Below are 22,363 nucleotides of genomic sequence, written 5' to 3'. Positions count from 1 at the left end.
GTGCAATATATGGCGTCGCAATAAAACGCACGAGCCCGTCACATCCGGACATGGATGTACGGCGGAAACTCGGTGAAAACGTTAGGCTACTGCGCCTGCAAGCTAACCTGACCCAGCAAGAGGTCGCGGATCGGATCGGTGTAGACCGGGCTCACGTCAGTGCTCTTGAAGCGGGAACCCGGAATCCGACAATCCTCAGTCTCTGGCATATTTCTCTAGCGCTCGGGGTCAAAATTACCGACCTCCTCCAGGATTTCCCTTCCCAGTCGGGTGATAGTGCCTTGGCAAAGAAGCGGGCGAGCAAGCGCCGAGGGCCGAGAGCTAGGAAAGAAGAGAGTGCAGGCTAACGGGTGAGGCTCGACTTACGCAGCGCGAGCTACATCAAAAGCAAGTTTATCTGCCAATTCCTCAGCTTCATCGAGAAGGCCGAAGTCGTCTTGGTCAAAATCAAAAACCCCAATCAATTGGGCAACCCGATTAAAATGAGAGCCGTCCGAGAGGCGGCCTGGAATTCGAACGCCCGCCGCACTCAGCTTTTTGATGACGGCCCGCGTAATGACCGGATCGACTGGAAAATTTGAGCGACCGTGAACCGCACGGAATGCCCAGCCTTGGTCGAGCTTCTCAAGCTCAACGAGGCATGGGTCCGGAATGTACTCCAGGAACAGCCTCCTTCCGAGAGCCACCAAAGCAACTTTGGTCTCTAGGCAGTTGCTGAAGCGGCGACCTGTCTCTCGCATAGAGGCGGCATCTGCGATTACAACAAAATCAGAATCGCACAATGATGGCGGATCAATCCAGAGGTAGGATGCGCGGTCAAGCCAGCCGCGTACCCATTCTCCGAGGTTGCCTCCCGCCATATCTTCAAGGGAAGTGGCAAGAACTTCATCACTGACCTCTGGTACGACTCGCTTGATCAACTCGACAGAGCGCTGAAAGTCTTTCACTTGATGTACTGAAGCGAAGCATTCCACCAACTTCACTGACAAATACGGTGGTTCAAGAGCCATCAGGATTGCGAAAATTCGCGGAGGAATACGCCGCATGTGTCGTAGAGGAGAAAGCCGCATGCGGTGTTGAGGTTGCCTATGAAGCTCGACAATGAGACGGTAGTTCTCCTCGGATAAAGGTTCGCCGCCGATCTTCCCGAGAACTCCCGTCAGCCCTTGAGCTTCCGGGTACAAGCTGCGGACGATATCCCGAACCCGACGGTGCAAAATAGTATAGGCAATCAGAGCCAGAGGATCGGTAAAAGCCAAATCCGGCGTGTTGTTAAGAGGGCGAAGACGCGCTGCAAGCAGATCAGGACGCTCCAAATTAAGTTCGTTGAGAGCCAGGGCGATGACTTGCGCACGCAGAGGTGAAGCTGTGATGTAGCGGCGAAGAGTGCCTGGAAATGCCTCGTCGCAGGCAACGATCTTGTCCAAAATCCATCCGTCTACCGGCCTCTGCCGAGATGGAGAAATGCGACGCAGCCCTGGAAGCAAGAGTATCTCCGATACAGTTGCAGACTGACCGACGATCTCACGGAATTGGAATCTGTCAAATAATTTTCGAGCCGAGCACGGGCTTCCGTCCTCGGCTCAGAAGTCTAGCCTTCTTCAAAAATATCTATGAACCCTTATCAGGCCAATGTTTATATAGAGCGCGTATCACCTAAATTATTTGGGCGACCTATTAGGGCTCTTAGTAATCCTCTGTTACGTTAAGTTCGGAATGCACTCTAAGGATATAGGGTCCTTCTGGGCAATTAGCGGAGGCGTCTTCTGATACCAGCCTCCGCGTCTTCTCGGCTCGCTTGGCCCTCATAGGTCTGCGCGAGACTGGTCAGCACTGTGGAGGCCACAAATGGATGGGAGTAATGCAAGGCGTTAGCCCAATCCCGGTATTTTCTAGCCAACTTCCGCTCCTGATCCCCGCCTTCGCCGCGCCAGTGCGCTCCGCGTGCGTTATACAACCCAGTGTATGCGCCTTCTGAAATACTTTCCGATTGAATGTCTTCCATGACATCTCGTACCGGCTCGCATGGCCATATGCCGTCCTGACCTACAGGGGCGCACGAGAAGAGCTTGCCGAGACAAACGTCCCCAATTTCTGATCGACTAAGCTCTGAACAAGCATCTCTGACAGACTTTACCCATTTCGCCAGCAAGGCAGAGTCGAGTTCACCGAGATCATTATGACCAGGGATGCGCTTAATGCCGTCGAGCAACTTGTAGGCTTTATTTGCGAGATGTTCAGCATTCTCTGGATCAACTCTCCATTCCTGCGGATCGTCGTCATGGTCCCGTCGCCTATATCTCCAGACAATCGCCTGCACGAAGAACTCAGGATGAGCTTCGATATATCTCTCAAGGTTGGGAATACCGTAGCTTTCACGTCTACTTCCCGGTCGTGAAAGAACATCAATGAAAGAGAATTCGAGGCTGGCCTTCTGCTCCAATGTGAGTTCTGGGCCCTTGTCGATGAGGGTGAAAGCCTCTTCAATGTGGTATTGATCAAGCTGGTAATGGCCCGGTTTATCCTTGCCATCTTTCAAGCACCCAGAGAGCACCCGGAGCAGAGTCGAACTTGGAATGGCCTCCAGCCCCCTTCGAATGAACGCGAAGGCGGCCCGAGGTCGTTGTGCTACAAGCAAACGCTCAATGGCCTCACTATTCTCCTCATCAGATTCGAGAGGCCAGCCTACTGGAACCTCATTCCAGTATATCTGTCGATAGGTTTCCTCCAGGTCATCAACCAATTGCCATGTGCTTCGGCAAAAGGGTGCAAGTAGCAGAAGCTGAACCATATCTGGGTCTGATACTTGCTCTTTGACTGACTTCAACACACTCACACGTTCCGCCTCATCGGCGATGGAACCCAAGGCTCCAGCGATCAGGTCTTTTGCACCGCCAGATTTTTCGGTTGATGCTAATGGTAGGGCCATTAGGAGGAGGTCGTGCATCTTTGCTTCGGGCAGGATATCTATTGCTAAAAGCCGCCCTATTGTAGACGACGCCTCGCCCATACCAGCGATTTCGAAAATACCGGACAGCCCCCTTTGTTGCATGATCTCCTGAAGAGCCTCGATACGCTTTTGCTTGATGCGCTCTTCACGAAGTCGAAAGTCCATATTTTCATCGAGGAGTTCGTCTGCTGACTCATCCACCCATTGTGTTCGGAATAGCCATTCGTGCTTGGCGAGAAGATCGGTTGGCTCAAGCGCCTGATATGCGGACTTACCTGCTGTAGTCAGTCTCGCAAAGTTCGCTTCCTTGGATCGTTTCAGACCTCGCCTCGACATGACTGTGACGCGGATTCTCTCCCGCACTATTGCCTTGTCTTTATCGGTGGCCCCAGTGCTTGCCCACGCTAGAATTAACTCCCATACCTTCGCTTGATAATCTTCCGAGAGATCGTGCAGATGTTGGATGAGATCACAAAGCATCTCGCGTGAATGATTTTTCCAACTGAGCACTATGGTAGCCATCTCGCGCATGAACGCTATGCTTGGCTCCCATGTGGTGAAAGGCTCGCCGAAGCCATACCCATCTGTACGCCAACGGGGCTTATGGTTGTAGTGGCCCACCCTGTGACCCGTATTCAACTGCTCAATACAGATTTTCCAGGCAACAGCAGGATGCTTTTCCGTAAAAAGTTTGATTACGTTAAGGCGCACGTCGTGACTGGCCGCTGTCTGTGGCATCCAGGCCCTGAAGATAGATAACAAAGAGTTGATTGGCTTATTGACCCAGTTATCGTTGATCTCAACCTGAGCGAGTTGAGCCAGAATAAGAGCAGATCGCGGGAGTGTGTCTGGATTCCAAGCCAGCCCTTCGAGCGCCCAGAGCAGACCGGTTCGAGGACAGCCTCCAAAGAACCCCGTGTCAGCATTGGCAGGGCGCATCAATCCGACCGCAGCAGATTGCTCACTTCTCAAGTCGCGTTCCAGAATTGCTAGAAACTCCTCGGGAGCAACCTCCGCATATGTAGGAAGGTCCCGGTCGTGCGCTTCAAGAGTACGCAATGTCAGTGGGGTCAGGAGATCACGGATGAAACGTGCTGCTAATGCCTCCGCATCTATCCCAAGACGGGGTTTAAAGAGATGATTGCCATGCACGGCGAGCAATACCAGAGTTTCGGATATGCCCTCCCGTAGTGCCGTAGAGATTTCACGCGACTTGCCATAAATCGAAGCTGCCCACCGGGTGTTCTCAGGCAGGTCCAAACTTGGATCGTCCTCGCCTAAAACGATCTTCGCTGTAGCGAAGTATCGAGTTAAATCCTGGACTGTGATTGATCCGGCAATGGCAAATAATAGGTCAATCTTCGAGATTACACCCCGGTACGTCCCAACAGACCAGAGTGGAGCGTCATTAATCTGTGCTAGGCGTTGGCACTCCTTCTCCAGCGCCTCATACGGCTCGTCATCGGCTAGTAGCGTCAATACGGTTTGGTCGGCTTCGTTGTGGGAATTCCACGCGCCAGCCAACAGGAATGGGATCAGCTTCCCGGCGGTTGCATGATCTACAGCCCATTCGGGCTTTCGAACTGCCGGAGTTGTCGAGAGTTGCCGTCGAAGAACCGTGAGCGAACGACCAGAGGCGTTGCTGTACCTAGCAACATCGTCACGATTAAATCCCATACCTTCTAAGGCTGAGCCGAATGCCTCGTGACTCAAGGGCTCAAGTACGATGTGCGGGTCAGGCGCTGCATTTCGCGGATAGACGATGATGGTGTGAACGGAACGAGCAAGAGGTGCCAATTCACGCTCAACATCACGGGTAAAAGCCACAGGAATGAAGCTCTGAGCACCCTGTGCCAATCGGGGAAGAATGCCGGGTTTGTCAAAGACAAGGACACGATCACGGTAAAGTGCCAGTTCCTCGCCGCCTCTATCGCTGAACAACTGGGAGAGAAACGCCAGGGCTTCTTCGACAGAATCCGCTCCGATGATCGTTGGGCCTTCAGGTTCCTTCGACAGACGCGAAACTGCTGTTCTCTTGGCAGCGGAGATTGCGGAGTCGAACAAGTCCGCCACGAGAGGTGGATTGGTTGCACCTGCCCAGTCGGACCAGCACTGATCGAGGGAGCGAACTCCCTCAGATGGACGCATTGTCTCATTCGCGAACCACGCTTGGCCTGACAGTGACTGCTCCAGCCATTGCTCCAGATCGCTGGCGTCATACGCCCGCACGTCCCTCCAGAGCCTCTTAGCCTTCATCTCCTCTACCCAAGCACTCTTTCCTGCCCATCGTCGTGGCGTGACAAACACGAAGGTCGTGTTGTCTCTGTCGGCTTTCTTGGTTGCCTTCACGCTCTTTGTGAAGTCGCCGTCCGCTTTGCCCTTGATATCTACGTTGACGCCAAACTCCCAACCTGAAGTGCCGTCAGGAATCCAAGGTGTGCCTTCAGCGGCCTCGACAAAGCCATCCCATCCAGGCCGCTGAGCATCGTCGTTTCCTGGAAAATCGACTTTCTTCAATCCAACCCCTGTCGAATGGGCGAGGATACGGAGTAGGACTGAAAGGCGCGTACGCGCAGAGATATTCTGCGAGGCCCATGTCTCGATGTCATTCGCTTTTATGGTCAAGAATGGCGGAACGTACGCCTTCGTGTTGGCTGGCGCTCCCTTGGCTTTAGTTTGGGCTGCGTCATAGGCAGCCTGCATGTCTAAAATCGTCTGGGCGGACAAATTAAAGGCGCGCTCAATTCGCGATGCCATTTCCTGCGTAGTGGCAACCTTGCCATTGAGGAAGTTGGAGAAGGCCGGTCGGCTGACACCAACAAGGTCTGCCGCAGCCGTCACGGACATAGCCCTCGGAGTTAGAATAGTGTCCCGGACATATTGGCCTGGATGAATGTGAGAGGCGGCTCTCGATGCTGCTACTTTGTTCTTTGCGCTTGATTTGGCTGACATTGCAACGGGCTTTGATAGAGATCACTGGCCGTAATGTGACACTTTACAGAATGGCTGTAAAGTCATAGATTACAGCAAGAATAAGCCGATTTGAGTTAGAGTAACTTATGAGCACCATCAACGACTCGGGTGAAAACCATGTTGCACCCATAATGCCCACCAGTGAGGCCATCGCAAAGGTTGTCTCATCTGCAATGAAACTGGAGTGCCACACGTACGCCGCTGAATTTCAGGAGCGGCACTCAGGGATGCCGAACTCCGGATGGGATGTCCTGAGTCAAATCTTTCGCTTCCACTTTCACCCAGGTGATCCTGCCGAGCCCTTCCAAGCGATGCTGGTAATGGACGGTAAACGCAGCATGATCCCGGACGACCTCACGTCGGCTCATCTCGACGGGTTGGCCGAGACACTCAGGGTGATCGATGATCCCGAGTATCGAGCACGTATATGCGATGTGCTCTGGCTTCGCCGCCGGGACATCTCTGCGGCTCGCGACGCTGTGAACGCCTACGTGGCTTCAGCTACCCGCCTGGAAGACCCTGAGCATTGGGTTCCTGCCATGGAGCGTTACGAGCGGGCCGTACGGCTGGCCCGCCAGATCGAGCCAAAAGGGGAGCTTCCGGAGCAAGTGCTCGCCCACTTAGAGGCTCGTATTCTATATTATGATGGTCGGGACCCCCTTTATTTCAGTCTCAAGGCTATGAAGCTTCTGGAGGAGTTCCGGTTCGGGAACTTCGGGAGCCTTGCTGAGATCGCGGGCAAGATCGCACAGGCGGCCCGAGCATCAGGAGACAACGAGCGAGCGCGAAGTTACTTTGCCATTCAAGCACGCCTCCTTCGCCGTGCCGGGCGGTCAGAGGATGCAGAAGCAGCCCTTTGCTCTCGCGCTGAGAGCTTTGTGGCGGACGCAGAAGCGCTAGAGGCCGCTGGATCGTTCATTAGCGCGCACCACTTCTGGCAGGAGGCTGTCAAGGCGTTTCGCGAGCGGGCATCCCTCCGCGCCCGTGTGCCAGAGCTTCAGGCGCATCTTGCCGAAGCGGGGCGACAGACGCTCCAGGAAATGAAGACTGCCTCGACGGGTGAAATCGACATTCGCACCGAGGTCGAGCTTGTGCAGAAGCACTTTCGGGGTCTAACTCTGGACGACGCATTCTTCCAATTCGCGATGGCACTCTCACTCCTTGACCCAGTCAAGTTGCGAGAAGACAGTCTCGAAAGGATAAAGGAGTATCCCCTCCAGTCACTGTTCAAGGCTGACATATTCGATGCGGCAGGGCGTAAAATCGCTGTGCGACCGCCCCTTGGCACTGGCGATTCTAAGCAGGAAGAATTGGCCATTGAAGGGTTCATGGACGAGCAAGCTCGCCTACACAGGCACTTTCATGTCCATGCTGTGCTTGCACCCGCCGTACGCGTTATCCGGGATGAGCACATAGTAGATGAGGAGGCTATCGAACCCCTCATCAAAGACAGCGGTTTCATCCCTGAAGATCGCCTCTCGCTCTTCGTGAAGGGGATCGTCGCGGGTTTTCAATTCGACTTCTCGACGGCGCTTCATATCCTCATACCACAGGCCGAGAACGGCCTCCGGCACGTCCTGGAGCAGAATGGCGTCGTGACCCGGAGCTTCGATGCAAACGGGGTCGAAGATGTCTGGTTGCTTGGAAAGATTCTCGACCATGAGAAGCTGCCAGACGCTCTGGGTGAGGACATGCTTTACGAGCTTCGCACGCTGATGGCAGGGCGGCTCGGGCCAAATCTGCGCAACTCTATTGCCCACGGCTTGCTCGATGAGAGATCATTGAATGGAGAAATGGGCTTTTATCTCTGGTGGGTTCTTCTGCGGCTGGCGGCACTGCCTACGAGCGGAATGGCAGCGTTCGCAGAGCGCAAACGAGCATCCAAGAACAAAGGTTGATAAGTCTATCGGCCTGAGACCACTTAGAAAGGCACAGAGATGCCATCTAAGATGAGGAGGGAGTCGCTGGCTCGCCAATCACAGATGCACGAGTTCAACGACCTGAGCTTCGGGCACCAAATATTCCCAGTTCGGGTTGCTAGATGCGAGACAGTCCCAATACGCTTTAGCGCACTGGGCTAATAGGTCTGAAGTCCAGTCAGGATAAGTTTTGAACATTCTTTCTTGTGGAGTCCCAAAGTATTTCTTTTTCAAATGAGCCTTTTGTACGATCCCATACCAGCTATTATCATATTGCTCGACCATACCTAGCGGTTCAAGTTGGTAGACATAATCGCCTTCGACACCGTGGAGACCGATGTCACGATGGTCTGACATGAAGACGGCTGAGCGCCGATTTAGACAGTGCGTAGGACGGTGGGTTTCGAAAGCATCTTCGATCTCAGCAACGTTTCTTGGCAATCCACGCCCACACAGAACTGTACCGATTTGTAACGACACCTTGGAGCGGTGATAGTAGCTCTTCGTGCTGCTCATTGGTTTTGCTTACTTCAGTAATTGGTGATTAAACAAGAAGCGGGTGTACATCAATTATTACTGAGACAAAGCCCGCGCCTTGTATCAATCTTATGGAGCAGGAGGCTGAGATCGATAGCGGGATGATGAGTGGATACAGACAGGAGCGCAGCAGAACTCTAACTGGTAGCCGCTACTCTATATCCTCATCTGAGGTAGGCGGTCACGAGCTTGAACCGTAAAAATTCCGCCCCCGAACCTCTGTTATTCACAGTCCGAGCCGCTTGGACTTTGGCACACTTCTGGCACACCAGATAAAAAGTCACCCCCGCGCGATCTATAGCGCGCCATATAAATTATTGATTTTAAAGAGGTAATTGGCGCACCCGACACGATTCGAACGTGTGACCTTTGCCTTCGGAGGGCAACGCTCTATCCAGCTGAGCTACGGGTGCTTTCGGCGCACGGCCTATGAAATTCACTAGCTGATTGAGGGCGTAAGGGCAACCTTGGAGCGCCAGGCTGCGGAAATTTTCGTGATGAAGCCGTCCCGGCACAGGTCTTCAGGGGCCGCGACCGGAGAGCGGAAGCTCTCGGTTTGTTGACCAAGGTAGGGGTAGTTCAAGGCGGCTGAACCCTTGACAGTCGGGGTCCGCGCCGACTCAATGCCGCGATACAAATTTACACATCTTTTGGGGGAAATCAGAATGCGGTTACCATACGTCATGGCTGGCGCTCTCGCCGGCCTTCTTACGGCTGGCACCGCCTCGGCGGCCGATCTCAAGATTGCGCTGATCGCAGGCAAGACGGGGCCGCTCGAGGCTTATGCCAAGCAGACCGAGGCCGGGTTCATGCTGGGTCTCGAATATCTGACCAAGGGCACCATGACCTGGCAGGGCCGCAAGGTCTCCGTCATCGTCAAGGACGATCAGCTGAAGGCTGACCTCGCCAAGACCCTGCTGGAACAGGCCTATAACGACGATAAGGTGGATATCGCCATCGGCACGACCTCGTCGGCCGCGGCGCTCGCCATGCTTCCCGTGGCGGAAGAGAGCGGCAAAGTTCTCATCGTCGAGCCCGCCGTGGCGGACGCCATCACTGGCGATAAATGGAACCGCTTCATCTTCCGCACCGGCCGCAATTCCACGCAGGACGCCTACGCAGCGGCGGCTGCCGTGCCGGAGACCGGCGACGTCACCATCGCCACGCTGGCGCAGGACTATGCCTTCGGCAAGGACGGCGTGGCGGCTCTCAAGAGCGCGCTTGCCGCGATCCGCCCGAACGCCAAGGTTGCCTTCGAGGAATACGCCCCGCAGAACACGACGGATTTCACCGCTTCCGCCCAGCGCCTCTTCGATGCGTTGAAGGACAAGCCGGGCCGCAAGATCATCGAGATCATCTGGGCCGGTCCGCATCCTCTGCCGAAGATCGCCGATCTGAAGCCTGAGCGTTATGGCATCGAGATCGCACCGGGCGGCAACATTCTGCCCGTCATGAAGCTCTACAAGAACTATCCGGGCATGGAAGGCGCGGTTTATTACTACGCCGATTTCCCGAAGAACCCGATGAACGATTGGTTCGTCGCCGAACATAAGAAGCGCTACGGCACGCCACCGGATTTCTTCACGGCGGGCGGCTTCTCGGCGGCTTCCGCAGCACTGACCGCCGTCGAAAAGGCGGGCGGCACCGACACGGAAAAGCTGATCGCTGCCATGGAAGGCATGACCTTCGAGACGCCGAAGGGTCCCATGACCTTCCGCAAGGATGATCACCAGGCGCTGCAAGTGATGTATCACTTCAAGGTCAAGGCGAACGGCAAAGACGAGAACGACCTGCTCGATCTCGTCGCCACCATTCCGGCCGAGAAGCTGCCGATTCCGGTGCGCAACAAGCGCTGATCCATCTCCGCGACGGGACAGCCGCTGGAGCATCCGATCTGACAGGATCAGGTCGGATGCTTTATCTTATTATCCTTGTCGCACTTTCTTCGCCGAACCGGTGTCTGCTTCGCCGGACGATGCCCTAAAGCATGATCAGAACAAGTGGAAGCCGGTTGTTCGCCCGGGTCATGCGAAAATAAAAACTTGGCGTTTGATCATGTCTCAACGAGATATGATCAAACGATAGAACAAGGGAAGCTCATGGCTTCTTCATCGCCATCGACGCCCGCGCTGGAAACGCGCGGGCTTACGATTCGCTTCGGCGGCCATGTGGCCGTCAACGACGTTTCATGCGCCTTCACCCCCGGCACGCTCACCGCCATCGTTGGGCCGAACGGGGCCGGCAAGACCACCTACTTCAATCTGATCTCCGGTCAGTTGAAGGCGAGCGCGGGCTCCGTTCTCGTGGATGGTCACGATGTCACGCGCCTGCCCGCTTCCACCCGCACGCATCGCGGTCTCGGGCGCGCGTTTCAGCTCACGAATCTGTTTCCGCAACTGACAGCTTTGGAAAATGTGCGCCTCGCCATTCAGAGCCGCGCGGGCGCAGGCTGGTCGCTGTTTCGCACCTGGGACACGCGCGGCGATCTCATCGAGAAGGCGGAATCCGTTCTGGAGACGGTGCATCTCGCCGACAAGCGGCATCTCTCGCCAAAAGCCCTGTCTCATGGCGATCAGCGCAAGCTCGAAGTGGCCTTGCTCATGGCGCTCGACCCCAAGGTCTACATGTTCGATGAGCCGACAGCGGGCATGAGCGTCGACGAGGTTCCGACCGTGCTCGAATTGATCCAGGAAATCAAAAATCGCGGCGACCGCACCATTCTGCTCGTGGAGCACAAAATGGATGTGGTGCGTTCGCTGGCCGATCGCATCATCGTCTTGCATAACGGCACTCTTGTCGCCGATGGCGAGCCCGCGACCGTGATCGCATCCCCCATCGTGCAGGAAGCCTATCTCGGCGTGGAGGCTGCTCATGGCTGATGCGACCCTCGTTCTCGATGGCGTGCAGACGCATATCGGGCCCTACCACATTCTCCACGGCGTTTCGTTCGAAGTGCCGAAGGGCGAATTGACGATGCTGCTCGGCCGCAACGGCGCGGGCAAGTCCACGACGCTGCGGACCATCATGGGTCTCTGGCAGGCCTCGTCGGGCAGAATCCTGTTCGAAGGCAGTGAGATCACGAAGTCTGCGACCCCGGACATCTCGCGCTCCGGTATCGCCTATGTGCCGGAATCCATGGGCATCTTCGCGGGGCTCACCGTGCAGGAGAATCTCGTTCTCGCGGCCCGCAGCGGCGAGATCGACAAGGACAGGCTCGATTGGATCTTGAGTCTCTTTCCGGCGATCAAGCGGTTCTGGGCGCTTCCGGCGGGCAATCTCTCGGGTGGGCAGAAGCAGATGCTCGCCATCAGCCGCGCGATTATCGAACCGCGCCGCCTGCTTCTCATCGACGAGCCGACCAAGGGCCTCGCGCCGGTGATGGTCCGCAGCATGATCGAGGCCTTCAAGGCGCTGAAGGCGGCGGGTGAAACCATCCTTCTCGTCGAGCAGAATTTCCACGCGGCTTCCGTTTTGGGCGACAGCGTCGTCGTCGTGGATGACGGCAAGGTCGTGCATCGAGGCGCCATGAGCGAACTCGTGGCGGACAGCACCCTTCAGCAGAGCCTGCTGGGGTTGAGCATGGATGCGCATCAATGACATCGCAAGTCACCAACACCGACAATGCCCTTCCCGATCTGCCGCGCACCCCGCGCGACTGGGTGCCGCTTCTTCTGGTTCCCGCGCTGATCGTTCTCTCCGCGCCGCTTTTCGGAAATCTCTCGTCCTGGGTCACCCTGACGGTGGCGGGTCTTGCCATGGGCATGATGATTTTTCTCATGGCCTCGGGCATGACGCTCGTCTTCGGCCTGATGGACGTGATCAATTTCGGCCACGGCGTCTTCATCTCTCTGGGCGCTTACGCCACACTCATCGTGCTCGGCCCGCTTGCCGGTTGGGCGCAAGCGGATTCGGTCGCTCTGAATCTCGGATTGCTGGGCCTGTGCATTCTCGTCGCGATGCTGACCACCGGAGTGATCGGCGCGCTCTTTGAGCGGATTATCGTGCGACCCGTGTATGGCAGCCATCTGAAGCAGATTCTTGTCACAGTCGGCGGGCTCATCGTCGCGGAACAGGCGATTCATGCGATCTGGGGTGCCTCGCCCATCACCATCGCGCTGCCTGAGACGTTGCGCGGAGCCTTCGTCTTCGGCGACGTGGCGGTCGAGCGGTATCGCGTCTTCGCCATCGCCATCGGATTGATCGTCTTCGGCATCATGTATCTGGTTCTCAACCGCACGCGCATCGGGCTTCTGATCCGCGCGGGCGTCGAGAACCCGGAGATGGTCGAATCGCTCGGCTATCACATCCGCCGTCTTTTCGTCGGCGTCTTTGTCGTCGGCTCGGCGCTTGCGGGGCTCGGTGGTGTGATGTGGGCGTTTTACCGTCAGACGCTGACGGCGGGGATGGGCATGGAAGTGATGGTGCTCGTCTTCATCGTCATCATCGTCGGAGGGTTAGGCTCTATCGGCGGCTGTTTCGTCGGTTCGTTGCTCGTGGCGCTGGTTGCCAATTATGTCGGCTTTCTCGCGCCGAAACTCGCCCTTGTCTCCAACATCCTTGTCATGGCGCTGGTTCTCGTCTGGCGTCCGCAAGGACTCTTTCCGGTGACGCGCCAATGACGGACGCAGCGCTTTCTCCTTTGCCGACATCCACCCGCGTCCCGACGCAAAGTGGCTTTCTGCGCGCGATCCTTTCCGCCGATACGCCACGCTCGAAGGCGCTCTCGCTGCTGCTGATCGTGATTCTTCTCGGGCTGATCGCGACGCCGTTCGCCTTGCCCGGCAGCCAGCCCATCGGCACCGCCGCGAAGATCTGCATCTTCATCCTGCTCGCGGCAAGTTATGATCTTCTGCTCGGCTATACGGGCATCGTGTCGTTTGCTCACACGATGTTCTTCGGCATCGGCGGTTACGGCGTCGCCATCGCTTTGAATCGCCTCGGCACGACGTGGAGTTCGGTCTTCATCGGGCTGGGCTTGGCGCTTTTGCTCTCGGCCGCGCTCGCTTTCGTCATCGGTCTGGTGTCCTTGCGCGTGCGTGCGATCTTCTTTTCCATGATCACGCTGGCGGTCGCCTCCGCGATGCTTGTGCTCGCCTCGCAATTGTCGGGCATCACGGGCGGTGAAGATGGTATGTCCTTCCAGTTGCCGCCGGAGCTTCGCCCGGCCTATCGCATCACCACGCTTTTCGGTACCGCGATCAACGGGCGACTACTCGCCTATTATCTGGTGCTCTTCGTGGCGCTCGGCATGTTCCTGCTGCTGCTGCGCATCGTGAACTCGCCGTTCGGGCGCGTGTTGCAAGCGATCCGGGAAAACGAGTTCCGCGCCGAGGCCTTGGGCTATCGCGTGGTGGCCTACCGCATCGCGGCCTCTGTCATTTCCGCGTTGGCCGCGACGGTCGCGGGCGCTCTGCTGGCATTGTGGCTGCGCTATAACGGGCCGGATACGACCCTTTCGTTCTCGATTATGATCGACGTCTTGCTGATGGTCGTCATCGGCGGCATGGGCACCATGTATGGCGCGGTGATCGGCGCGACGCTCTTCGTGCTCGCACAAAGCTATCTGCAGGTGCTGATGGCCTCGCTCAGCACGTCGCTGACATCAATTCCACTGCTCGCCAGCCTCACCCATCCCGATCGCTGGCTGCTCTGGCTCGGCATTCTCTTCGTCGCCAGCGTCTATGCGTTCCCAGGCGGTATCGTCGGCCGCCTGAGGAAGTCTTCGTAAAGATCAGCGCCGGATCACACCTGCTTCAGCATCCACTCGTGATCCGGATCGTTGTAGAATTTCCAGACACGCTTCGGCCCGGCCATGACGTTGAGATAGTATAGCTCGTAGCCGTGCGGCGCGCCGACCGGGTGGTAGCCCTTCGGCACGAGAACAACGTCGCCGTCTGACGCGGCGAGCGTTTCGTCGAGGGAGCGATCATCCGTATAAACCCGCTGCAATGCATAGCCCTGCGGCGGGTTGAGGCGGTGATAGTACGTCTCTTCGAGGAACGACTCGTTCGGCAACGCATCGCGGTCGTGTTTATGGGGCGGATAGCTCGACCAGTGGCCCGATGGCGTGATGACCTCCACGACGAGGAGGCTTTCCGCGGGCTCCGTCTCGGGCAGGATGTTGCGGACATGGCGCGTGTTCGTGCCTTTCCCGCGCGTTTCCTGGCCGACCTGGTCGGGGCGGATGACGCGCGCAGGCAATTTACCTGTGCCCGGCGCGGTGCAGAGCGCGACTTCGCAATCGGTCTCGGCGGTCAACGCCCAATCGGACTTGGCAGGCACGTAGAACGACCACGGATCCGGCTCGAAGGGCGATGAACGTCCGCCGATCACGCCGAAATCCTTAGCCCCGGAAGCAACCCGCGCCTTGCCCGAGAGCATGACGAGGCATGCCTCCCGATCTTCCGTCGCCTGCTTCACATTCTGCCCGGCCTTCAGGCGGTAGACCTCGAAGCCGACATAGGTCCATCCGGCGGAAGCCGGGGTGACGGAATGGATGCGCCCATTCGCATCCGGCTTCGAGGGTTTGACCAGGAGGTTCGACATCTGAAAGTCCTCTTGCATCTTATTCCCCTCCCCCTTGTGGGGAGGGGCTAGGGGTGGGGGTGTTGGCGCAACATTGGGAAGGATGCCGCTTGCACCCCCCTCTCCAACTCTCCCCCACAAGGGGGAGAGGGCCGGTTGTGCTTGATCTCGACCGAGTTTACCGCAGCCCGGCTTCCTTCAGGAAGCGGGTGAGGTTGGCGTAGCCCATGGTGGCATATTTGAGCGGGTTCGCCTTCTTCGGGTCCTGCTCGGCCTCGATCACAACCCAGCCGCTATAGCCCGGCAGTTCCTTGAAGACAGACACGAAATCCACCATGCCGTCGCCCGGCACAGTGTAAACGCCTTCGATGACCGAATCGAGGAAGCTCCAGTTGTTGGCTTTCGACTTCTCCATCACGTCCTTGCGCACGTCCTTGGTATGCACGTGGCTGATGCGATCCTTGTAGCGGCGCGCGAGCGCCGCCGGGTTCGCGCCGCCCCAGGTGGCGTGGCCGGTGTCGAGCAGAAGATGCGCCGCGGGACCGGTGGAGCGCATGAAAGCATCGATATCGTTTTCCGATTCGACGATGGTGCCCATGTGGTGGTGATAGACGAGGCGCACCCCTTCCTTGAGGGTCGCTTCGGCAACCTGCGTGACGCGGCGGCCGTATTCGGCCCAGTCGCCGTCCTTCATCACCGGGCGCTGCGAGAGCGGCTTCGAGCGGTCGCCGTGAATGGCGTTCGAGGTTTCCGCGAAGACAAGGACGTTCGAGCCCATCGCCTTCAGCAGGTCGAGATGAGCGCGCAGATGCTTCATTTCCTCATCCGCATCGCGCTTGAGCAATTCGGCGGAGTACCAGCCGGAAATGCAGGCCATGTTGAACGGCGCCAGCGCCTTCTTCAAAGCCTCCGGCTCGCGCGGAAACTTGTTGCCGAGTTCCATGCCTACGAAACCGACCTGCTCGGCCTCCGCGAGGCAGACTTCCAGCGGCGTCTCGCCGCCGAGTTCCTGCATGTCGTCATTCGACCAGCCGATAGGATTGGCCCCGATACGGATCGTCATGTTCTTTTCCTTACCTTGTTCACTCATCCTCTGTCCTCATCCTGAGGAGCAGCCGTGAGGCTGCGTCTCGAAGGAGGATTCAGTACTCTCTGGACCCTCCTTCGAGACGCCGCTGCGCGGCTCCTCAGGATGAGGGTGGTGCTTTCCATCAATCGCCCACGCGCTGCGCGCCAAGAGCGGTTTCATAATTCTCGCGTGCCGCGTTCACCTGCGGACGGGCGGAGACTTCCGGCACCGCCACATCCCACCAATGCCCGCCTTCGTCGGTCGAGATCAGCGGATCGGTGTCGATGAGGATCACGGTGCTGCGGGTGGCGGAGCGCGCCTTCTTCAACGCGGATTCAAGTTCGGCGATGCTCTTCACCTTTATCGAGTCCGCGCCGAGACTCGCCGCATGCGCGGCGAAGTCGATATCTGGCAGCGTTACGTGCTTGGTATGCTGGAGCAGGTTGTTGAAGCTCTCGCCGCCCGTCGCCCGTTGCAGGCGATTGATGCAGCCATAGCCCCGATTGTCGAGCAGTACGACGGTAAGCTTGTGGCCGAGCATCACGGAGATCGCGAGTTCGGAATTCATCATGAGGTAGGAGCCGTCGCCCACCATCACGATCACCTCGCGGCTCGGGTCTGCCATCTTGACGCCGAGACCGCCCGCGATCTCGTAGCCCATGCAGGAATAGCCGTATTCCATGTGGTAGCCGAGCGCTTGCGAAGCCTTCCAATGCTTATGCAACTCGCCGGGCAGGCCGCCCGCCGCGCACACCACCACATCGGTCGGCGACGAGGTGCGCTGCACCGCGCCAATCACTTGCGCATCGGACGGAAGTTCCGCGTTGGTGGGGTCGGTGAAGCGCGCAGACGACGCGAACCAGCGCGTCTTCTCGTCCTTCGCCTTTGCAGTCCAGGCGTCAGGCGCTTTCCAGTCGGAAAGGGCCTTGCTCAATTCCTCAAGCCCGACTTTCGCATCGGCCACGAGGGGCTGCGCATTGTGCTTCGTCGCATCGAAAGCCTGCACGTTGAGGCCGACGATGCGGCGGGTCGGGTTCTTGAACAGGGCCCAGGAGCCCGTGGTGAAATCCTGCAGCCGCGTGCCGACTGCGATCACCACATCGGCTTCTTCGGCGAGTGCATTGGCGGCGGCGGTGCCGGTGACGCCGATGGAGCCGAGATTGGCAGCGTGGTCGTAAGACAAGCTCGACTTGCCGGCTTGCGTCTCGCCGACGAAGAGTCCGTGCTTTGCCGCGAAATCGGCGAGCCCTTTTTCAGCATCCGAGAAAAGCACGCCACCACCCGCAACGATGAAGGGCTTTTTCGCGTTGCGGATGATCTCGACCGCCCTCGCCAGCTCGTTCTCGTCCGGACGAATCCGGCGCGGTGTCCAGATCTTTTCGGCAAAGAAGCTTTCGGGATAATCGTAGGCCTCGGCCTGCACGTCCTGACAGAGCGCGAGCGTCACAGGCCCGCATTCGGCGGGATCGGTGAGGACGGTCATGGCGCGTTGGAGTGCGGGGATGATCTGTTCGGGCCGCGTGATGCGGTCGAAATAGCGCGAGACCGGCTTGAAGCAGTCATTGGCCGAGATCGTGCCGTCCGAAAAACTTTCGATCTGTTGAAGCACCGGATCGGGCAGGCGATTGGCGAAGACGTCGCCGGGGAGCAGCAGCACAGGTAGACGGTTCACATGCGCCACGGCGGCGGCGGTCACCATGTTGGTCGCGCCGGGGCCGATGGAGGTGGTGCAGGCCATCATGCGGCGACGGCGCGAGGCCTTGGCGAAGGCGATGGCCGCGTGCGCCATGCCCTGTTCGTTGTGGGCGCGGTAGGTCGGGAGCTTGTCGCGCACGCCGTAGAGCGCTTCGCCGAGCCCCGCCACATTACCGTGGCCGAAAATCGCCCAGACACCGCCGAAGAGAGGCAACACCTCCCCATCGATCTCGGTCTTCTGCGCGGCGAGGAAACGGGCGAGCGCCTGGGCCATGGTGAGGCGGATCGTGCTCATGCGTGCTCCTAATCGAAGGGCGTCAGCGGAACTGACGCAAAGTCTCAAGTGAGGTCGTTGTCATCGAAGACAAGAAACGGCGGCGGTCAAGGCTGTCAGGCGGCTTTCGCCTTACTGGCAACACGCTGCCACGCATCGACGAGACGTTGGAAGCGTCCCGCCATATCGGCGACCGCGGCTTCATCCGTGATCTCGCCTTTCAGCCAGCGTCGCGCCGCATCGTTGAAGATCGTGCGCCCGACAGCGAAGCCCTTCACCTGCGGTTCCCGCGCGGCGGCGGCGAAGGCGGCTTCCAGCTCGGTCTCCGGCGCTTCGAGACCGAGGAGCACGATGCCGCGGCAGAGCGGATCGTTCTTCGTGATCACCGCGCCGATGGCGTTCCACGCGGCCGTATCCTGCTGCGGCTCGAGCTTCCACCAATCCGGCTTGATGCCGAGATCGTAAAGGCGTTGCAGGATGGTCGGGATCGTATCGGTTTTCAGTGGCCCGTTCTTGCCCGCGATGATCTCGACGAGAAGTTCGCGACCGACACGCTGCGCGGCATCGTAGAGGCGCAAAAGATCGCGCTCTTGCTGCGCCTTCATCTCCGGCGGGTCGTCGGGATGATAGAAGCACAGGCACTTGATGGTATGGCCGACAGGCCATTCGATGAGCTTCGCGCCGAGACTGCCGCCGCCCTCGAAATCGAGCGGGCGCGAGCCGGGCAGTTCCACGGGACGTCCGACCCAGAAGTCGTGGTCGGCGGCGCGGAACAACGCTTCACGGCCATAGGTGCCATCGAGCAGCATGCCGAAGCCGGGACGGCCATCCGCCACCTTCGCGGCCGCCTTGACTGCGAGCACTTTGAAATCCGGAACGCGATCGATGGATGCGCCCACCTCCTTGGCCATCGTTTCAAGTTGCATGCGATGATCGATGGCGAGCGCCATCAAGGTCGAAGGGCCTGGACGGCGCGTCGTTGCCCAATGGATGTGATTGAGATCGTCGTCGAAGCGCAGGGCCTTGTGGCGGCTGCCGTTCTTCAGGAAATGCTGCAATTCCGGGAAAGTCGGGATTTCCGGCGAGCACAGCAGACGCGAGACGGCGAAAGCGCCGCTGGCATTGGCATAGGCGCAACAGGTCTCCAGCGCCTCGTCTTTCAGCCATCCGCGCAAGAAGCCGGAGAGGAAGGCGTCGCCCGCGCCGAGCACGTTATAGACCTCGACCGGAAAACCCGGACCCTTCACACCCTTGTCGAGGGAATCGGGAATGTCGCCTGGAAACACCACGCAGCCCATCGGTCCGCGCTTGCAGACGATAGTGGCCTTGGAGACGGTGCGGATGTTGCGGATGGTTTGCAACGTATCCTCGGAGCCGCCCGCGATATGCAATTCCTCTTCCGTACCGACGATGAGGTCGCAATCGGCCAGAATGGGCTTCAAATGCTCCGTCACCGCGTCCGAGCGCACGTAGCGTGATTCGCCCGCACCATGGCCGAGAAGGCCCCAAAGATTCGGGCGATAATCGACGTCGAATACCACCTTGCGGCCATTCGCCTTGGCGATGCGGATCGCCTTTTTCTGCGCGGTGGCGGTGGTTTCCCGGGAAAAATGCGTGCCGGTGACGACGATGGCGCCGGCAGACGCGATGAAGGTCTCGTCGATATCGGTCTCGGTCAACGCCATGTCGGCGCAATTATCGCGATAGAAGATGAGCGGGAAGGATTCCTCGTCGCGCACGCCGAGGATCACGAGCGCGGTCAGGCGCTTGTCGTCGGTGACGATGCCCTTGGTCGCAACGCCCTCGCGCTCCATCTGTTCGCGGATGAACCGTCCCATGGCCTCATCGCCGACGCGGGTCACGAGGCCGGATTTCAGACCGAGCCGGGCCGTGCCGATGGCGATGTTGGCCGGGCAGCCGCCGACCGCCTTGGAGAAGGAGGCCATGTCCTCCAGCCGCCCACCCACCTGCTGACCGTAAAGATCGACAGAGGAGCGGCCGATGGTGATCACATCAAGGGTCGGCTTCATGATATTCCTCCCACGCGGAAATCGGAGCTCCGTCGTGATTGAGCCTGTTTTGCGGCTCTTGCGGCGATAGAATGTTTATTCTATTAGCATCTTGTGCTGGAACATCAATTCCAAATTTGCCGTAAGCCGGCAAAACAGTCGGGGGAAACATGATCAGGATCGCCGTCTTAGGCGCGGGCCGCATCGGCCGCATTCACGGGCGCAATGCCGCCAACCACAAGGACGCTCGCCTCGTGGCGGTGGCCGATCCGCATGCCCCCTCGGCACAGGAGTTGGCAGCGGCGACGGGCGCCGAAGTCGCGTCCCTCGATGAAATCGTCGAGCGCTCGGACGTGGACGCCATTCTCGTCTGCACCCCGACCACGACCCACGCCGACCTGATCGAGCGCGGCGCACGCGCCGGCAAGGCCGTGTTCTGCGAGAAGCCGGTGGATCTTTCGAGCCTCCGCATCGAGACCTGCCTTGGCGTGGTCGCGAAAGCCGGCACGCCGCTGATGATCGGCTTCAACCGTCGCTTCGACCCGAATTTTGCGTCCCTCCGCAAACGCCTGGCCGATGGCGAAGTCGGTGATGTGGAACTCGTCACGATTCTCTCGCGCGATCCCGGCCCTCCGCCGGTGAGCTACATCGCCACTTCGGGCGGGTTGTTCCGTGACATGATGATCCACGATCTCGACATGGCGCGCTTCCTGCTGCTCGGCGACGAGCCGGTGGAAGTGCATGCGGTCGGCTCCTCGCTGGTGGATCCGGCCATCGGTCAAGCCGGCGACGTGGATACCGCAGCCGTGCTGCTCAAGACCGCCAAGGGCCGCATTGTCCAGATCTCCAATTCCCGCCGCGCCACTTATGGCTACGACCAGCGCATCGAGGTGCACGGCTCGAAGGGCATGATCCGCGCGGGCAACGTCCACCGCACGACGGTGGAAGTGGCGAACGCCTCCGGCATCTGTGCCGATCCGGTCCAGGACTTCTTCCTTGAGCGCTATGCGGACGCCTACAAGGATGAACTCGATGCTTTCCTCACCGCCGTGAAAGCAGGCAAGGCCTGTGAGCCGAACGGCACCGACGGTCTCAAAGCTCAGCGCCTCGCGGACGCGGCGACGGAGTCGGCGCAGACGGGCAAGCCTGTGAAGGTTTGATTCGCTTAAAATATCTTTCGATGGCCGGGCTCGTCCCGGCCATTTTGTTTCGCGCACTTTCGGGCGCTGTCGCAAATCCCCTCCTCCTTGTGGGGAGGGGGTGTCGGCGCGACGTTCCGAGATGTTGGCGCTCACACCCCCCACCTCCAACTCCCCCACAAGGGATGTCGCGCATTTGACAGCGCGGACTGTTTGCAGACGACGCGCTTACCCCTCCGCTCGCTTCTCCGCTGTGCCCACGGCCAGCGCCATGGCGAGGGCGAATGAAGCTGACAGCGAGCGGAATGCGCCGAAATCCGCCTCTGCTACTTCGAGCCAGATGTCGGCGCTCGTCACCAAGGGTGAGAACGCGGAATCGGTGATCGCGACGACGGGAATGTTGCGCCGGGCCGCTACCGCCGCGAGATCTGCGGTGACGGGGGCGTAAGGCGTGAAGCTGATGGCGAGAACCGCATCCTTTTCCGACGCCGTCGCCAATTGCTCCGGGCCGAGTTGCGCGATGTGGTCGATCAGGATGGCGCGGATGCCGAGCTTGCCGAAGGCATAGGCGCAATAGGCGGCGATGGGGAAAACGCGCCGCGCGCCGAGCAGATAAATCGTGTCGGCCTTGGCCAGCGTTTCAATGGCGCGCGCGAATTCATCGAGGCGAACCGATTCACGCATCCGGTCGAGGGAAAGCGCAGCGGCTTCCGCAAAGCCCTCGAGGAGTGCCGCGGCATGATCGTGATGGCTGTCCGATTCACGCAAGGAGCGCAGACGCTCGCGATAATCGGGAAAGCGCTCGCGCAGCCGGTCGCGGAAAATCTGCTGAAGGTGAGAGAAGCCTTCATAGCCGAGGCTTTTGGCGAAACGGATCAGGGTTGAAGGTTGCACGCCCGCATGGTCCGCGATTCCAGCCACCGTGCCGAAGGCAACTTCTTCCGGATGATCCAGGGCGAAGGCGGCAAGCTGTTTCAGGCGCTTGGGCAGAGTTTCGCGCCGACTGACCAAAAGAGCTCGCAAGCCCTCGTAATCCGTAGGAGCCATACCCAATGCCATGTCCGCCTGTTCCCCCATCGTTTCCCCTTCTCCGCTTCGCCCTACCTTAGACGTAGAGAAAGGGATCTTGACACTTTGCGTTGAAAAATGGAATAAAAATTCCAAACTATACAATAAAAGATCTGCTCATTCCGTTTTGGATGGGCGGAAAAGCAGAGGAAACGCCGCTACGCCAAACGATCCGAGTAATCGGATCTCTCTCCTGTTTCCTCCT

The 22,363-nt window shown here is 58.7% G+C and carries 16 protein-coding genes and 1 tRNA gene; 8 read left to right on the top strand and 9 right to left on the bottom strand.

The window, feature by feature from the left end:
* Nucleotides 1-50: 50 nt before the first annotated feature.
* Entirely contained in the window at nt 51-347 is a 297-nt protein-coding gene (locus AB4072_RS11120) for a helix-turn-helix domain-containing protein (protein ID WP_441967988.1), read from the top strand.
* Between the two features lie 15 nt (nt 348-362).
* Here AB4072_RS11120 and AB4072_RS11115 read toward each other — a convergent pair whose 3' ends face one another.
* Together AB4072_RS11115 and AB4072_RS11110 are read right to left on the bottom strand one after the other, a co-directional pair.
* Entirely contained in the window at nt 363-1,427 is a 1,065-nt protein-coding gene (locus AB4072_RS11115) for a hypothetical protein (protein ID WP_441967987.1), read from the bottom strand.
* Nucleotides 1,428-1,750: 323 nt separating this feature from the next.
* A complete protein-coding gene (locus AB4072_RS11110) occupies nt 1,751-5,902 on the bottom strand; it encodes a HigA family addiction module antitoxin (protein ID WP_441967986.1) in 4,152 nt (1,383 codons plus the stop codon).
* 107 nt (nt 5,903-6,009) lie between these two features.
* Between AB4072_RS11110 and AB4072_RS11105 the strand changes: the two genes are divergently transcribed.
* On the top strand, nt 6,010-7,821 hold the full coding sequence (locus tag AB4072_RS11105; protein ID WP_441967985.1) for a DUF4209 domain-containing protein: 1,812 nt from the start codon (nt 6,010-6,012) through the stop codon (nt 7,819-7,821).
* 78 nt (nt 7,822-7,899) lie between these two features.
* On the opposite strand, the gene AB4072_RS11100 is transcribed toward AB4072_RS11105, so the two are convergent.
* Nucleotides 7,900-8,358, bottom strand: coding sequence for a hypothetical protein (locus AB4072_RS11100; RefSeq protein ID WP_441967984.1), 459 nt, complete (start codon nt 8,356-8,358; stop codon nt 7,900-7,902).
* Nucleotides 8,359-8,715: 357 nt separating this feature from the next.
* Nucleotides 8,716-8,792: transfer RNA gene (locus AB4072_RS11095), tRNA-Arg, on the bottom strand.
* Nucleotides 8,793-9,044: 252 nt separating this feature from the next.
* Here AB4072_RS11095 and AB4072_RS11090 point away from each other — a divergent pair.
* The 5 genes from AB4072_RS11090 to AB4072_RS11070 all read left to right on the top strand — a co-directional run bounded on the left by AB4072_RS11090 (nt 9,045) and on the right by AB4072_RS11070 (nt 14,107).
* Entirely contained in the window at nt 9,045-10,235 is a 1,191-nt protein-coding gene (locus AB4072_RS11090) for a substrate-binding domain-containing protein (RefSeq protein ID WP_441967983.1), read from the top strand.
* A gap of 243 nt (nt 10,236-10,478) precedes the next feature.
* Entirely contained in the window at nt 10,479-11,258 is a 780-nt protein-coding gene (locus AB4072_RS11085) for an ABC transporter ATP-binding protein (RefSeq protein ID WP_441967982.1), read from the top strand.
* Complete coding sequence (locus AB4072_RS11080; RefSeq protein WP_441967981.1) at nt 11,251-11,976, top strand: branched-chain amino acid ABC transporter ATP-binding protein; 726 nt, start codon at nt 11,251-11,253, stop codon at nt 11,974-11,976. The genes AB4072_RS11085 and AB4072_RS11080 overlap by 8 nt, the downstream gene beginning before the upstream one ends.
* Nucleotides 11,973-12,998, top strand: coding sequence for a branched-chain amino acid ABC transporter permease (locus AB4072_RS11075; protein WP_441967980.1), 1,026 nt, complete (start codon nt 11,973-11,975; stop codon nt 12,996-12,998). The genes AB4072_RS11080 and AB4072_RS11075 overlap by 4 nt, the downstream gene beginning before the upstream one ends.
* Nucleotides 12,995-14,107: a branched-chain amino acid ABC transporter permease gene (locus AB4072_RS11070; RefSeq protein ID WP_441967979.1), complete on the top strand. Its 1,113-nt coding sequence runs from the start codon at nt 12,995-12,997 to the stop codon at nt 14,105-14,107. Before AB4072_RS11075 ends, AB4072_RS11070 begins: the two co-directional genes overlap by 4 nt.
* Nucleotides 14,108-14,121: 14 nt before the next feature.
* Here the strand turns inward: AB4072_RS11070 and iolB are convergent, their stop codons facing one another.
* The 4 genes from iolB to AB4072_RS11050 form a co-directional block, all read right to left on the bottom strand.
* Nucleotides 14,122-14,925, bottom strand: coding sequence for a 5-deoxy-glucuronate isomerase (iolB, locus tag AB4072_RS11065; RefSeq protein WP_441967978.1), 804 nt, complete (start codon nt 14,923-14,925; stop codon nt 14,122-14,124).
* 157 nt (nt 14,926-15,082) lie between these two features.
* Nucleotides 15,083-15,967 (bottom strand): myo-inosose-2 dehydratase, encoded by an 885-nt coding sequence (iolE, locus tag AB4072_RS11060; RefSeq protein ID WP_441967977.1) that lies wholly within the window; start codon nt 15,965-15,967, stop codon nt 15,083-15,085.
* A 148-nt stretch (nt 15,968-16,115) separates the two neighbouring features.
* Nucleotides 16,116-17,963 carry a 3D-(3,5/4)-trihydroxycyclohexane-1,2-dione acylhydrolase (decyclizing) gene (gene iolD, locus AB4072_RS11055; protein ID WP_441967976.1) on the bottom strand — a complete coding sequence of 616 codons (1,848 nt, stop codon included), beginning with the start codon at nt 17,961-17,963 and terminating at the stop codon, nt 16,116-16,118.
* Nucleotides 17,964-18,058: 95 nt separating this feature from the next.
* On the bottom strand, nt 18,059-19,972 hold the full coding sequence (locus tag AB4072_RS11050) for a bifunctional 5-dehydro-2-deoxygluconokinase/5-dehydro-2-deoxyphosphogluconate aldolase (RefSeq protein WP_441967975.1): 1,914 nt from the start codon (nt 19,970-19,972) through the stop codon (nt 18,059-18,061).
* A gap of 149 nt (nt 19,973-20,121) precedes the next feature.
* Here AB4072_RS11050 and iolG point away from each other — a divergent pair, with 149 nt between their 5' ends.
* Nucleotides 20,122-21,111, top strand: coding sequence for an inositol 2-dehydrogenase (gene iolG, locus AB4072_RS11045; RefSeq protein ID WP_441967974.1), 990 nt, complete (start codon nt 20,122-20,124; stop codon nt 21,109-21,111).
* A gap of 207 nt (nt 21,112-21,318) precedes the next feature.
* On the opposite strand, the gene AB4072_RS11040 is transcribed toward iolG, so the two are convergent.
* The gene (locus tag AB4072_RS11040; RefSeq protein WP_441967973.1) at nt 21,319-22,149 is read right to left on the bottom strand and encodes a MurR/RpiR family transcriptional regulator; all 831 of its coding nucleotides are present in this window, start codon (nt 22,147-22,149) and stop codon (nt 21,319-21,321) included.
* Nucleotides 22,150-22,363 lie beyond the last annotated feature (214 nt).

The sequence above is a fragment of the Microvirga sp. 2MCAF38 genome (genome assembly GCF_052115485.1).
In the GTDB taxonomy this organism is placed as follows: domain Bacteria; phylum Pseudomonadota; class Alphaproteobacteria; order Rhizobiales; family Beijerinckiaceae; genus Microvirga.
Note: the sequence above shows the minus strand (reverse complement) of the source record. Positions and strands in the feature narration are given on the sequence as shown.